This window comes from Streptomyces termitum, assembly GCF_014650175.1.
Classification (GTDB): domain Bacteria; phylum Actinomycetota; class Actinomycetes; order Streptomycetales; family Streptomycetaceae; genus Streptomyces; species Streptomyces termitum.
The window spans coordinates 97988-111072 of sequence record NZ_BMUL01000011.1 but is presented as its reverse complement, the minus strand read 5'-3'; the positions used below and the strand labels follow the sequence as shown (position 1 = coordinate 111072).

At 72.9% G+C, this 13085-nt stretch carries 9 protein-coding genes; 2 read left to right on the top strand and 7 right to left on the bottom strand.

Annotated features, from left to right (window positions below):
* Positions 1-84: 84 nt before the first annotated feature.
* Entirely contained in the window at positions 85-1305 is a 1221-nt protein-coding gene (locus IE219_RS21215; RefSeq protein ID WP_189979806.1) for an acetyl-CoA C-acetyltransferase, read from the bottom strand.
* Between the two features lie 134 nt (positions 1306-1439).
* Positions 1440-2489: an SGNH/GDSL hydrolase family protein gene (locus IE219_RS21210; protein WP_189979804.1), complete on the bottom strand. Its 1050-nt coding sequence runs from the start codon at positions 2487-2489 to the stop codon at positions 1440-1442.
* Between the two features lie 104 nt (positions 2490-2593).
* On the opposite strand from IE219_RS21210, the gene IE219_RS21205 reads away from it, so the two are divergent.
* Positions 2594-3979: a cystathionine beta-synthase gene (locus tag IE219_RS21205; protein WP_189979802.1), complete on the top strand. Its 1386-nt coding sequence runs from the start codon at positions 2594-2596 to the stop codon at positions 3977-3979.
* Between the two features lie 266 nt (positions 3980-4245).
* Here the strand turns inward: IE219_RS21205 and IE219_RS21200 are convergent, their stop codons facing one another.
* Positions 4246-5499 (bottom strand): MFS transporter, encoded by a 1254-nt coding sequence (locus IE219_RS21200; protein ID WP_189979800.1) that lies wholly within the window; start codon positions 5497-5499, stop codon positions 4246-4248.
* Positions 5500-5873: 374 nt separating this feature from the next.
* Here IE219_RS21200 and IE219_RS21195 point away from each other — a divergent pair, with 374 nt between their 5' ends.
* A complete protein-coding gene (locus IE219_RS21195; protein WP_189979798.1) occupies positions 5874-6563 on the top strand; it encodes a hypothetical protein in 690 nt (229 codons plus the stop codon).
* A 183-nt stretch (positions 6564-6746) separates the two neighbouring features.
* Here the strand turns inward: IE219_RS21195 and IE219_RS21190 are convergent, their stop codons facing one another.
* From IE219_RS21190 to pheS, 4 genes are all read right to left on the bottom strand, one after another.
* On the bottom strand, positions 6747-7058 hold the full coding sequence (locus IE219_RS21190) for a LuxR C-terminal-related transcriptional regulator (RefSeq protein ID WP_189979796.1): 312 nt from the start codon (positions 7056-7058) through the stop codon (positions 6747-6749).
* A 149-nt stretch (positions 7059-7207) separates the two neighbouring features.
* Positions 7208-9862: an aminopeptidase N gene (gene pepN, locus IE219_RS21185; RefSeq protein WP_189979795.1), complete on the bottom strand. Its 2655-nt coding sequence runs from the start codon at positions 9860-9862 to the stop codon at positions 7208-7210.
* A gap of 71 nt (positions 9863-9933) precedes the next feature.
* Positions 9934-12036 (bottom strand): phenylalanine--tRNA ligase beta subunit-related protein, encoded by a 2103-nt coding sequence (locus IE219_RS21180; protein WP_189979793.1) that lies wholly within the window; start codon positions 12034-12036, stop codon positions 9934-9936.
* Positions 12033-13079, bottom strand: a complete 1047-nt coding sequence (gene pheS / locus IE219_RS21175; RefSeq protein ID WP_189979791.1) for a phenylalanine--tRNA ligase subunit alpha — start codon at positions 13077-13079, stop codon at positions 12033-12035. Before pheS ends, IE219_RS21180 begins: the two co-directional genes overlap by 4 nt.
* Positions 13080-13085: the final 6 nt, after the last annotated feature.

Sequence of the window (13085 nt, the reverse complement as noted above, 5' to 3'; positions counted from 1 at the left end):
GCCTTCTGGTCGCGCTGGGCTTCGCCACCGCTGCGGGCAGGTGCCGCCCTCGTTCCTCGGGCGACCCCTGCCCTCCGCTCCGGCTCAGCTCAGCCGCTCGATGACCATGGCCATGCCCTGGCCGCCGCCGACGCACATGGTCTCCAGGCCGAACTGCTTGTCGTGGAACTGGAGGCTGTTGATCAGGGTGCCGGTGATGCGGGCGCCGGTCATGCCGAAGGGGTGGCCGACGGCGATGGCGCCGCCGTTGACGTTCACCTTGTCCAGGTCCAGGCCCAGCTCCTGGTAGGAGGGGATGACCTGGGCGGCGAACGCCTCGTTGATCTCGGCGAGGTCGATGTCGCCGATGGTCAGGCCGGCCCGCTTCAGGGCCTGCCTCGACGCCTCGACCGGGCCGAGGCCCATGATCTCGGGGGAGAGGCCGGAGACGCCGGTGGAGACGATCCGGGCCAGCGGGGTCAGGCCCAGCTCGCGCGCCTTGGTGTCGGACATGATCACCAGCGCGGCGGCGCCGTCGTTCAGCGGGCAGCAGTTGCCGGCGGTGACCAGGCCGTCGGGGCGGAAGACCGGCTTGAGGCCGGAGACGCCCTCCAGGGTGACACCGGCGCGCGGGCCGTCGTCGGCGGAGACGACGGTGCCGTCCGGCAGGGTCACCGGGGTGATCTCGCGGGCCCAGAAGCCGTTCTTGATCGCCTGCTCGGCGAGGTTCTGCGAGCGGACGCCGAACTCGTCCATCTCCTGGCGGGTGACGCCCTTCCAGCGGGCGAGGTTCTCCGCGGTCTGGCCCATGGCGATGTACGCGTCGGGGACGAGGCCGTCCTCGCGCGGGTCGTGCCAGGAGGAGCCCTCGGAGGCGGCGACCTCGGCGGTGCGGGCCTCGGCGTCGGCGAAGAAGGGGTTGTGGGTGTCGGGCCACGAGTCCGAGTTGCCCTTGGCGAAGCTGGACACCATCTCCACGCCCGCCGAGATGAAGACGTCGCCCTCGCCCGCCTTGATCGCGTGCAGCGCCATCCGGGAGGTCTGGAGCGAGGAGGAGCAGTAGCGGGTGATCGTGCAGCCCGGCAGGTGGTCCATGCCCATCTGCACGGCGACGATCCGGCCGAGGTTGTTGCCCTGCTCGCCGCCCGGCAGGCCGCAGCCCAGCATCAGGTCGTCGATGTCGCGCGGGTCCAGCTCGGGGACCTTGGCCAGCGCGGCCCGGACGATCGTGGCCGTGAGGTCGTCGGGGCGCAGGTCCTTCAGGGAGCCCTTGAAGGCCCGGCCGATGGGGGAGCGGGCGGTCGAGACGATCACGGCTTCGGGCATCGGGACTCCAGGACTGGGAGACGGTCGGACTCACAGGGAAGTTACCCGCACGTACCGCGCGGGGTCACCGGAACGGCCGTGTGATGCGGGCCTCTTTTCTAAGCGCTTGCTCAGGGGAAGGGCGGGGTGCCCGCTCAGGGGCGCGGACTCTCCCGGGGCAGCGGCCCCGGCCCGCCCCGCGCGGCGGCACCCGTCCCCTCCACACCCTCCCGCCCCTCCGCGGGTTCCGCCAGCCGCCGCCGGCGCCGGTGCTTCAGCAGCGCCCACGGGGCCCGCGCCGCCGTCACCTCGGTGCCCGCCCGGCGGGCCGCCACGGCCGCCGCCTTCGCCACCGGCAGCACGCCCTCCCGGCGGGCCGCCTCCGGCCGGTCGGGTTCCGGCCACACGCCCAGCACGGCGCAGAGCGTCGGCAGCACGGCCATCGCCGCCGTCGCGTACCCCTCCGCCGACGGGTGGAAGAGGTCCACCCCGAACATCTCCCGCGGGTTCGCCGCGAACTCCGGGCCCAGCAGGTCGCCCAGCGACACCGTCCGGCCGCCCTGCTCCACCACCACGATCGTCTGCGCCGCCGCCAGCTGCCGCGAGGCCCGCCGGGCCAGCCAGCGCAGCGGCTGGTAGACCGGCTCGATCGTGCCCAGGTCCGGGCAGGTGCCGACCACCACCTCCGCCCCGGCCGTCCGCAGCCGCCGCACCGCCGCCGCCAGGAGCCGTACCGACTCGGTGGCGGGCATCCGGTGCGTCACGTCGTTCGCCCCGATCATGATCACGCAGACGTCCGGGGGGCCCTGCGCCTGCGCCAGCAGCAGCGACACCTGCCGCTCCAGGTCGTCCGAGCGGGCCCCCGACAGCGCCACGTTCCGCAGCGCCACCGGCCGCTCCGCCACCGCCGCCAGCCCCGAGGCGAGCAGCGCGCCCGGCGTCTGGCCCGCCCGCCGCACGCCCTGGCCCGCCGCCGTGGAATCACCCAGAAGGGCCAGCCGCAGCGGGTCGTCGGACCCGAACGCCCTCCCGTACAGCCCGTCCGCCGCCGGGGGCAGCGGGGCCGTCCCCGTGCCCACCGTCCGCTTCGCGAGCTGCGCCTCCGCCAGCAGGACGCCGACCGCCGCCACTCCCAGCAGCCCGATGCTCCCGCCGCCGTACGCCGCTCCCGCCGCGATCCGGCGTGCCACCCTCGCCCTCGACATGGGGGCCGTCACCTCCTTCTGGCCGTTCAGGGTCTAACTGCCCCGAAAGGCGGTCCGACTACGCATACGCTGGCCACACCATTACGGAGACCCCGGAGAACACGGTGCAATTCCACGACTCGATGATCAGCCTCGTCGGCAACACCCCGCTGGTGAAGCTCAACAACGTGACGGCGGGCCTCCGGGCCACCGTTCTGGCCAAGGTCGAGTACTTCAACCCCGGCGGGTCGGTCAAGGACCGCATCGCCCTGCGGATGATCGAGGCGGCCGAGCAGAGCGGCGAGCTCAAGCCCGGCGGCACCATCGTCGAGCCCACCTCGGGCAACACCGGGGTCGGCCTGGCGATCGTGGCCCAGCAGAAGGGCTACAAGTGCATCTTCGTCTGCCCGGACAAGGTGTCCCTCGACAAGATCAACGTGCTGCGGGCGTACGGCGCCGAGGTCGTCGTCTGCCCCACGGCCGTCGACCCCGAGCACCCGGACTCGTACTACAACGTCTCCGACCGGCTCGTCCGCGAGACCCCCGGCGCCTGGAAGCCCGACCAGTACTCCAACCCGAACAACCCGCGCTCGCACTACGAGACCACCGGTCCCGAGCTGTGGGAGCAGACCGAGGGGCGGATCACCCACTTCGTGGCGGGCGTCGGCACCGGCGGCACCATCTCCGGCACCGGCAACTACCTCAAGGAGGCCAGCGGCGGGAAGGTCCAGGTCGTCGGCGCCGACCCGGAGGGCTCCGTCTACTCCGGCGGCTCCGGCCGCCCCTACCTGGTCGAGGGCGTCGGCGAGGACTTCTGGCCCACCGCCTACGACCGGAACGTCACCGACCGGATCGTCGCGGTCTCCGACAAGGACTCCTTCCAGATGACCCGCCGCCTCGCCAAGGAGGAGGGCCTGCTCGTCGGCGGCTCCTGCGGCATGGCCGTGGTCGCCGCCCTGCGGGTCGCCGAGGAGCTGGGCCCGGACGACGTCGTCGTCGTCCTGCTGCCGGACTCCGGCCGCGGCTACATGTCGAAGATCTTCAACGACGAGTGGATGGCCGACTACGGCTTCCTGGAGGACACCTCCACCGCCACCGTCGCCGACGTGCTGCGCCACAAGGAGGGCGGGCTGCCGTCCCTCGTCCACATGCACCCGGACGAGACCGTCGGCCAGGCCATCGAGGTGCTGCGCGAGTACGGCGTCTCCCAGATGCCCATCGTGAAGCCCGGCGCCGGCCACCCCGACGTCATGGCCGCCGAGGTCATCGGCTCGGTCGTCGAGCGCGAACTCCTCGACCACCTCTTCACCAAGCGGGCCTCCCTGGAGGACCCGCTGGAGCGGCACATGAGCGCCCCGCTGCCGCAGGTCGGCTCCGGCGAGCCGATCGCCGACCTGATGTCCGTCCTGGGCACCGCCGACGCCGCCACCGTCCTCGTCGAGGGCAAGCCCACCGGCGTCGTCAGCCGCCAGGACCTGCTGGCCTTCCTGGCCAAGGGCGGCACGAAGTAGCACCCCGCCGGGCGCCCGCCCCGGGCGCCCGGAAGCCGTTCGCGCGAACGGTACGCGCACGTCACGTCCGCGCAGCACCCGCTTAACACGGCCGCGGCAGAGTCTTCCCCGTCGGCGTCACAGAACCTCCGGAGCGGCTCCCGGACCTCTGCGGGCGCCGCGGACGCGGAGACCGGCCCCGACGAGGGCCCGTGTCCACCGCGGGGACCGCCGCCGTCCCGCCCCCCAGCGATGGGGGTCGCGGCGGTCCCCGCGTCCGTTCCGCCTCACTCCCTCCCCGGCCCCGGGGCCGGCCGCGCGCCCCGCAGCGGCACCGGCAGCCACAGGAGGCAGGCCAGCAAGGGGACCGCCGCGTAGGCGGCCATGCCCGCGCCGGACCCCAGCCCGTCCATGAGCACGCCGAGGACCAGGTAGCCGAGGCCGATCAGCACCGACTCCACGAACGCGACCGCCGACAGCAGGCTCGCCCGGTGGCGCGACGGCACCGCCTCGTTGAACGCGTTGTCCACCAGGACGGCGGTGATCTCGGGAATCCCCACCAGGAGCAGGAACGCGGCGACGGTGACCCAGGCCAGGCCGAGACCGGTCAGGCCGAGCGCCGCCGCCAGCGCCAGGAGGGACAGCGGGACGACCGCCCGGTACCCGACGCGCCGGTCCGCCCGGTCCGCAAGCAGCGGCGCGAGCCCGCCCACCAGGAACCCCGCCGCGACCACCGCGCCCACCAGCGCGGCGCCCGCCCCCTGGTCGGAGAGGGTCCGCTGGGTGAAGACGAGGTACGGGGTCAGCGTGGCGTGCATCAGCCCGGAGACCACGACCAGCGTCACGAGCGCCGGGGTGGCCACCCGCAGCGCCGCCCGCCACGCCGTGGCGTCGCGCGGCGCCCGCCCGGCCCCGGCCCCGCCCTCGTCCACCGCGTCCGCGCCCCGGATCTCGGGCACCCGCGCCCGCAGCACCACCACGGCCAGGACGAGGCAGGCCGCCGAGCCGGCGTAGACGATCCCCCACGAGAACCGCTGCACCTGGCCGCCGAGGACGATGGCGACCCCCGAGGCGACCGTCCCGAGCAGGGCGAACCGGGACCGGATCCGGACGTAGCCGGCCGTCGCGCCGCGCCGTACCAGCAGGTCGTACAGGAGGGCGGTGTCCGCACCGGAGACGCACGCCATGCCCACGCCGTGCCCGACGAACAGCAGCACGAACAGCCGGTAGTCGGAGGACGCCACCTGGCCGAGCAGGCAGCCGGCGATCAGCAGCTGTCCGGTCACCAGGGAGGCCCGCCGCCCGATCCGGTCGGCGATGATCCCGGTCGGCAGCTCCGCGACCCCGCTGACCAGGTAGAGCAGCGTCTGGAGCAGGGCCGTCTGCCCGGCGGAGAAGCCCCGCTGCTGGAGGAAGACGATGAACACGCCGCGCTGGAAGAGCGAGTTGGCCAGCACGGCGTACAGGTAGAACGGCCGCGCGACGCCCCGCGCCCCGCCGTCCCCGACCGCCGTGCCCGGGGCCTTCACGGTGTCGGTCATGCGGCGGGCTCCCCCTGCTGGCTTCCGGTGACGGCGGGCCCGTGCATGGTGGCGCCGGGGGAGGGTCCGGGGCTAGGCCCTGTCCGGCGGATCTTCGCGGGCCCGCGACGCCCGGCACGTCCTCTCGCCGCACGCCCGGACCGCCCGAGTACGTCCAGTACGAGGGCGACCCGGGCGCACGCCTGGGGGTGCCCCCTCTGGGGGAGAACGCACCGGACGCCGCGGGCTGATCCACGAAGATCCGCCGGACAGGGCCTAGCGAATTCCGGTGCGCGGCCCTCCCGGGGTTGCCGCGCGCGGAGGCGGGCATGCAACGGGTCCGGCCCAGCAGCCCCCGCGCGTCCGCTCCCGCGCTCCGACCGAGGATGAACCGCATGGCATCGACCGTCTCTCCCGTCAGACGTCCCTCCCGCCGCTCCGCCCTCGGCGTCGCCGCGGCCGGGCTGGTCCTCCCGCTCGCCCTGGCGGCGCGCTCCGGCGGTTCCCCGGGGAAGGACCCGGCCGGACCGCCCGGCGCCGCGGACCGCACGGTGCGCGTCGAGGTGGACCTCAACCGCAGTTACGGGGTTCCCAGCCTCGCCGCGTTCGCCCGGCCGGCCAAGGTCGACAACGTGATCAGCGGCACGGTCACCGCCACCCGGCCGCTGGTGACCCCGCCGGCCGACTACGTCGAGACGGTCCTGACGATCTCGGTGGAGCGGCAGCGGAAGAAGGGCGCGCCGACCACCGCCGAGGTGCGCGAACAGGGCGGCGTCGTCACCGTCGAGCAGGTGCGCTCCTCCTACGAGGGCAAGCTGGGGCGCGAGCTGACCGCCGCGGAGCCAGCCGAGACGGTCGACCACCGCGTCAACGGGGTCGTGCCCGCGCGGGTGGGCGACCGCGTGCTCGTCGTGGTGGCCGACGACGCGTCCGTGCGGAAGCCGGGCGCCTACGTCGTGCCGGCCCGCCTCGTGCGGGCGGACGCCACCGGAGCCGGGGCGGCCGCCGCGCCGTTCACATGGCCCGGCGAACCGCCGAACCCGGCCTGGGAGCGCGAGGTCGACGGGGAGGCCCTCCTGCGGTGAGGGGAGGGGCGGGGCCCGGCGCGGAAGGGGGTCACCGTCGCGCCGGGTCCGGAGGCCGACGGCCCTCTCGCAAAACCGCGGGGGCCGTGGTGGGGAGGGAGCGGTCCGGCGCGGGTCGGGTCCCGACCCGCGCCGGTTCCGCCGCGCTCAGGGCGTGCCCGGCCATGATCTGCCGGGCAGGTCCTAGTTGCTGTGGATCCGCGTGGTGGAGAAACGTTTCACCGGCATGCGCACAGCCTTGGCGGGGATGTTCGCGCCTTTTGCCTGACGCTCGTTGTGGCCCCAGGCGACCCACCCCAGATGGGCTGCGGCCACGCCTGCGGCAAAACGATTCTGTACATCGAGTATCTCCATGATCCTGGCCACCCGGCGCCTTACGGTGCGCACACTGACATCGAGGTGACGCGCTATCGGTTCGTCGCTCGGGTAAGTGGTCAGTAAGGTCAGTATCAGGAAATCTTCTTCGGTAAGGACGCAGTCCTGCTCGACGGCCATCGATCCCCCACGTGACAAGAGACAGGTTCATCGAGAGCGAAGGTCACTCGCCTCGTCCTGTTGCAATTGGGTCACTTGCAGACCTCATGCGATCCTAGGTCTCCCCGTAGGGCTCCTCAAGGGAAGCTTTCGGACACGCGGTTACGCCATCAGGCCGTTGTCTCATTATCCAAGATTTCTGAGGTCTCCGGCGAAAGGCCGTCGGTCTTCCGGAGCGACCGCAGTGTGCGCAGGATGATTTCCCTCCGGGCCGGGTCCAGCTTTCCCCGACCGCCCAGACATCCGGCCAGCCGCGCCGCCGCCTGGGGATTGAGGGCGTCGATCCGGAGGATCTGTTCGGCCGCGAAGGCATATCCTGATCCGTCGGCCGCGTGGAAGCGCAGGGGGTTGTCGAAACAGAAGGCGATCACCAGCGCCCCCACCCGGTTCGGGTTGGCGTCGGAGTAGGCGGGGTGCCCGGTCAGGCTCCGGACCCGGGCCAGCGTGTCCGGGCGGCGGCTGAGGGCGTGCACGTTGAACCACTTGTCCAGGACCAGTGGACGGTCCCGCCAGCGGTGCCCGAACTCCTCCAGGACCTCGTCCGCGTCCGCGTGGTCGGCCAGCGCGGTGAGCGCGGCGAGCCGGTCGGTCATGTTGTCGGCCGTCGCGTACTGCCGGTGCAGCACCTCCCTGACCTCGGGATCCGTCAGCTCGGCCAGGTACGCCAGGCTGGTGTTCCGCAGCGCGCGACGGCCGGCGTCCGCCGCCGCGAACACGTAGGGGCGGCCGTCGTCCAGACGCCGGTGGCAGGCGAGGAGCGGCGCGCGCAGGACGCGGGCCAGCTCCGCCCGCGTACCGTGCAGCACGGTGGCCAGCCGGACCGGGTCCACCTCGTCGAGCGATCCGGAAAGGGTCCCGAACCCGGGGAGTTCGAGCATGAGCGCGGCCAGCGCCGGATCGGTCCCGTCCTCGCCGAGGAGACCGGCGAGCGCTCCGGTGAGCGCGGCGGGGAGCGGCGGGTACGGTACGGCCGCACCCTGCGCGGCCCCGGCGTGGTAGCGCTCCAGGAGCAGCTCGACGAGGCAGTCGTGCAGGGACTCCGAGCGAACGAAGGGGTCGTCGTCGTGCGCGGCGAGCAGCAGCCGGTCCTCGGTGCTCAGCGGTACGCGGAGCCGTACCGGCGCGGAGAAGCCGCGGAGGAGCGAGGGGACCGGCCGCTCGGGCAGGTCGGCGAAGGTCAGCGTGGTGACCGGCTCCCGCAGCTCACAGACCCGCTCGGTGCCGGCGGGGGCCGACTCGTCGGCCGTCCGCAGCGGCAGCCGCCGCCCGTCCGGGCCCAGCAGGGCGAGGGTCAGCGGGAGGTGCAGCGGCTCCTTCCCGGGCTGCTTCGGCGTGGGCGGGCACGACTGGCGCACGACCAGGGTGTAGGTGCGGGCCTCGGGGTCGTGGTGGGTCGTCACGTCGAGCACCGGGGTGCCGGCCTGCCCGTACCAGCGCATGAACTGTGTCAGGTCGGCCTGATTCGCCTCCCCGACGGCTTCCACGAACTGCTCGCAGGTCGCCGCCTGCCCGTCGTACCGGGAGAGATAGTGCCGAAGGCCCTTCCGGAAACCCTCCTCGCCGAAGAAGGTGTGGAGCATCCGGATGATCTCCGAACCCTTCTTGTAGACGGTCCAGGTGTAGAAATTGCTGATCTCCCGGTATTCGTCCGGACGGACCGGGTGGGCCTGGGGTCCCGCGTCCTCGGCGAACTGGCGCTCCCGCAATGCCCGTACGTCCGAGACCCGCTGTACTCCGGGACTGCGCCGATCGCCGGAGAACCTCTCGTCGCGATAGACGGCCAGCCCCTCCTTGAGGGAGAGCTGGAACATGTCCCGGAGGGTGACCCGGTTACCGGTCCAGTTGTGGAAGTACTCGTGGGCGACGACGGTCTCGACCGCGGCGAAATCCTTGTCGGTGGCGGTCTCCGGATCCGCCTGGAGATAGAGGCTGTTGAAGATGTTCAGCCCTTTGTTCTCCATCGCGCCCATGTTGAAGTCGTCGACGCCGACCAGGGTGTACGTGTCCAGGTCGTACTCCAGGCCGAACCGGTCCTCGTCCCAGGCCATCGCCGCGCGCAGCGCCTCCAGCGCGTGCCCGCAGCGCGGAAGCGCGCTCTCCTCGGCGTACACCCGTAACCGCACGTCCCGCCCGGAGCGGGTGCGGAAGCCGCCGTCGAGCCGGCCGAGCCGGCCGGCGACCAGGGCGAAGAGGTAGCTCGGCTTGGGGTGGGGGTCCACCCAGGTGACCCAGTGGCGTCCGTCGGCACGGCGGCCGGCGTCGCGGCGGTCGCCGTTGCAGAGGAGGACCGGGAAGTCGTTCTCGTCGGCGATGAGGGTGCAGGTGTAGACGGCGAGGACGTCCGGGCGGTCCGGGAAGTACGTGATGCGGCGGAAGCCCTCGGGCTCGCACTGCGTCAGCAGCGTGCCGCCGGACGCGTACAGCCCGGTGAGGCCGGTGTTCGCGGCGGGTGCGAGGAGCGTCACGACCTCGACCTCGACACGGCCCGAGCGCGGCGGCAGGATCAGCGCGTCGGCGGTGCGTTCGTACTCCTCCGGGCCCAGCGCCCGGCCGTCCGCCCGGACCGACTCCAGGATCAGGTCGCGGCCGTCCAGGCGCACCGGTGCCGGGCCCTGCTCCGGCGCTCTCCTCAGCACCGTGCGGGCGGTGACCCGGGTGCGGTCCGCGCCGAGCTCGAAGGTCAGGTCGACGGACTCGGCCCTCCACTCGGGCGGCCGGTGGTCGAGCCGTCGGACGGGTACGGAGTGCTCACTGGTCTTGCTCAATGCGGGTCCCTCACTCGTGGTCCGGGAGGGGGCGCGGCGGCCGTCCGCCGCGCCCCCTCCCGGGAGGAGCCCTACCTCTGGTACACGCCCCGTTCCCCGAAGGTGGTGAGGACGTGCGAGGTCAGGGCACCCATGGCATGGTTGACCTGATCGGCCGTCACGGTGTTGTCGTTCTGGAAGGCCAGCTCGAAGGTGTGGGCCCGCACCTCGCCGCTCTCGTAGAGGTCGGTGACGCGTACCCAGGCCAGCTCCAGCGGCGACACCGCCTCCATCGCCGTCCGCACCTCGCCGGCGGTCAGACCGGCCGGCAGGTGGAAAGCGACGTCCCGCCGGAGCAGCGGGTGCTCCGGAAGCTCGTCGACCTGCTCGGCGCTCTGCGGGGCGCGCTCCGTGAGCAGGGCGGTCCAGTCGACTTCGAAGTAGAGGACCCGGTCCGTCCGCAGCTTCCAGTTCGCGGTCACCGACGGGTGCACCTCGCCGCACAGGCCGACCCTGCGCCCGTCGGCGTAGAGGTGGACGGAGCGGGTGGGGTGCATCAGCTCGGCCAGCGGCGACGGGTCGTCGGCCGTGCGGCGGAACTCGAAGCGGGTTCCGCAGGCGTGGGCCAGCTCCTCCAGCACGCCCTTGACGTACCAGAAGTCGAAGCCCTGCCCGCCGCGCTGCCAGGAGCCGTAGGTCTCCTCGCCCCACAGCATGCCCCACAGCAGCGGCAGTTCGCGGTGGCTGTCGGCGTCCACGGCCTCGAAGAGGTGCGTGAACTCGAAGTACTTGCCCAGGGTCAGACTGTGCCGCTGGTTGTAGTCCGCGACGTCGAGGGCCTGGAGCAGGGCGTTGTTCTTCAGCAGCGAGAAGTTGCGGTCGATCGCGTTCCGCAGCTCGACGTGGCGGTTCAGCGGGGAGCCCGCCGGGACGCCGAGGCGCTCGTGCGCGGTGCGGCTGTAGAAGCCGTCCGTGATCACCTCGAAGAAGCCGTAGCCGACGAGGACCTGCTCCAGGGCGGCGCGGGCGCGCTGCCGGGGGGTGGGAGCGGCGCCGCCGCCCGCTTCGGGGAGGACGGCGGGGAAGCTGTCGAAGCTCCACATCCGCCCGATCTCCTCGTAGAGGCACTCGGGGTTGAAGACGTCCCACAGGCGGTGGCCGGGGACGCCGACGAGCAGCGTCCTGCCGCCGTCCGCCGCGTCCGTCCCGTCCGCCTTGCGGACGGCGAACCCGAGGCAGGTCAGGCGCCGTTCGACGGCGGCCGGGTCGAAGTCGACGGCGTAGTAGGTGTCGAGGGAGTCGAGGTCCAGGGGGATCTCCCGGGGGGCGAGCCGGGCGTCGGCCGGGAGGACCGTCCGGCTCCAGGTGCGCGGACCGTCGGCGGCCAGCGCCCCCCAGGCGTCGAGGAGGGCCACGGTGCGAGCGGCCCCGGCGTCGACCAGGGTGGGGTCGGCGCCGCGCTCGAAGCGGGTGGCGGCGGCGGTCTGCCGGGCCAGGGCGCGGGCGGCCCGGCGGACGGCGGCCGGGTCGAAGAGCGCCGACTCGACGAGGAGGGCGCGGGTGGTCTCCGTGACCGCGGCGCGGCGGGCGCCGATGACACCGGCGACCGCGACGACCCCCTCGTCGTCGGCAACGACGGTCAGGCCGGCGGGCAGCGCGACCGGCTCCGCGGAGTCGAGCAGCACCACGCTCTCGCCCTCCTCGGACAGCCGGACGCGAAGCGGCCCGGACAGCAGGTCGGCGTCGTAGACGTGGACGGGCTGGCCGAGTTCGCGCCCCGTGACGTTGCCGGCGTCGACGGCGAGGAGGCCGGTGTGCTCGCCGTTGAGCTCCAGCGCCTCGGCCCACGCCTCGGGGAGCCGGGCCGGGTCCGCGTCGGCCAGGTCGACGCGGGCGACGCCGAAGGCCAGGCAGGTGTCGGTGGTGACGAGCGGCGCCGGGCCGTCGGCCGCCGTCAGCGGGGCGAGCGGCGGCAGCGGGGTCGGCGCCTCGAAACGGCCGCCGAGTTCGCGGGCGAGCCCGAGGTAGCAGTGGTGGTCGCCGCGGTTGGCGAGGAGCTCCACCGTGAGGACCTCGCCGCGCGGCGTGTCCTGGTGGCGCTTCACCTCGATGCCGACGTCCTCCAGGACCTCGCAGGCGGCGCGGGACGAGGCGGGCAGTTCGGGACGGTACCCGCGCAGCAGGGGAAGGCTCACACGCACAGCGCGGACCTCCCGTCGAGGACGCGCAGCAGACGCAGATCGCCGCGGTAGACGGGGCGCAGCTTCGAAAGGCCGTACATCTGCGTGGTCATACGGGACAACCCCCACCCGAAGGCGAATCCGGAAAAGACCTCGGGGTCGTATCCGAACTCCTGGAGAACATTTCTGTGGACCATTCCGGCACCCATGATGGTCACCCAGCCGGACTCGTGGCAGGCGGAACATCCCGCGCCGCCGCAGAGCGCGCATTCCACGTCGATTCCGACGGAGGGTTCGGTGTACGGATAGGACTTCGGCTTCAGCCGTACGCGCCGGTCCCCGTAGAGTTCCCGGGCCAGGTGGACCGCGACTCCCTTGAGGTGCGCGAAGGTGAGTCCCCGGTCCACCCAGAATCCGTCGAGCTGGTGGAACATGGCGAGGTGGGTGGCGTCCACCGCCTCGTTCCGGTAGACGCGGCCGGCCACCACGACCTTCACCGGCCGGCCCGCGGCCTGGGCGAGGACGCGGGCCTGGACGCTGGTGGTGTGGGTGCGCAGCAGGCGCTGCTCGTCGACCCAGAAGGTGTCCTGCATGTCCCGGGCGGGGTGGTCGCGCGGAATGTTGAGGGCGTCGAAGTTGAAGTAGTCGGTCTCCACCTCGGGACCCTCGGCCTGTTCGAAGCCCAGTCGGCCCATGATCTCCACGCAGCGCTGCTCCACCACGCGGACGGGGTGGAGCGCGCCGCGCCGGGGCGCGGTGGCGGGCAGCGAGGGGTCGATCCAGTCCTCGGCGATCCGGCGGGCGGTGGCCTCGGCGGCGAGGCGCTCGGTGGCCTCGTCGACGACCCGGGTGATCTCCTCCGCGATGCGGTTCACCTCGCGGGCGAACGCGACGCGCGCCTCGCCCTGATGCTCCTTGATGGAGGCGCGGGCGCGGCGGACGAGTCCCTTGCCGCCGAGCCATTTCACCCGCTGTGCTTCCAGTTCCCGGGCGTCGGTCAGCGCGGAGATCTCCTCCACCGCACTTCGCGCCATGTTCTCCAATTCGGAGACTTCCATTGCCCT

What these genes read in the sequence shown, in the direction of transcription:
- IE219_RS21215 (WP_189979806.1), bottom strand. Translation starts at nt 1,305, where the DNA reads ATGCCCGAAGCCGTGATCGTCTCGACCGCCCGCTCCCCCATCGGCCGG.
- IE219_RS21210 (WP_189979804.1), bottom strand. Translation starts at nt 2,489, where the DNA reads ATGTCGAGGGCGAGGGTGGCACGCCGGATCGCGGCGGGAGCGGCGTAC.
- IE219_RS21200 (WP_189979800.1), bottom strand. Translation starts at nt 5,499, where the DNA reads ATGACCGACACCGTGAAGGCCCCGGGCACGGCGGTCGGGGACGGCGGG.
- IE219_RS21195 (WP_189979798.1), top strand. Translation starts at nt 5,874, where the DNA reads ATGGCATCGACCGTCTCTCCCGTCAGACGTCCCTCCCGCCGCTCCGCC.
- IE219_RS21190 (WP_189979796.1), bottom strand. Translation starts at nt 7,058, where the DNA reads ATGGCCGTCGAGCAGGACTGCGTCCTTACCGAAGAAGATTTCCTGATA.
- pheS (WP_189979791.1), bottom strand. Translation starts at nt 13,079, where the DNA reads ATGGAAGTCTCCGAATTGGAGAACATGGCGCGAAGTGCGGTGGAGGAG.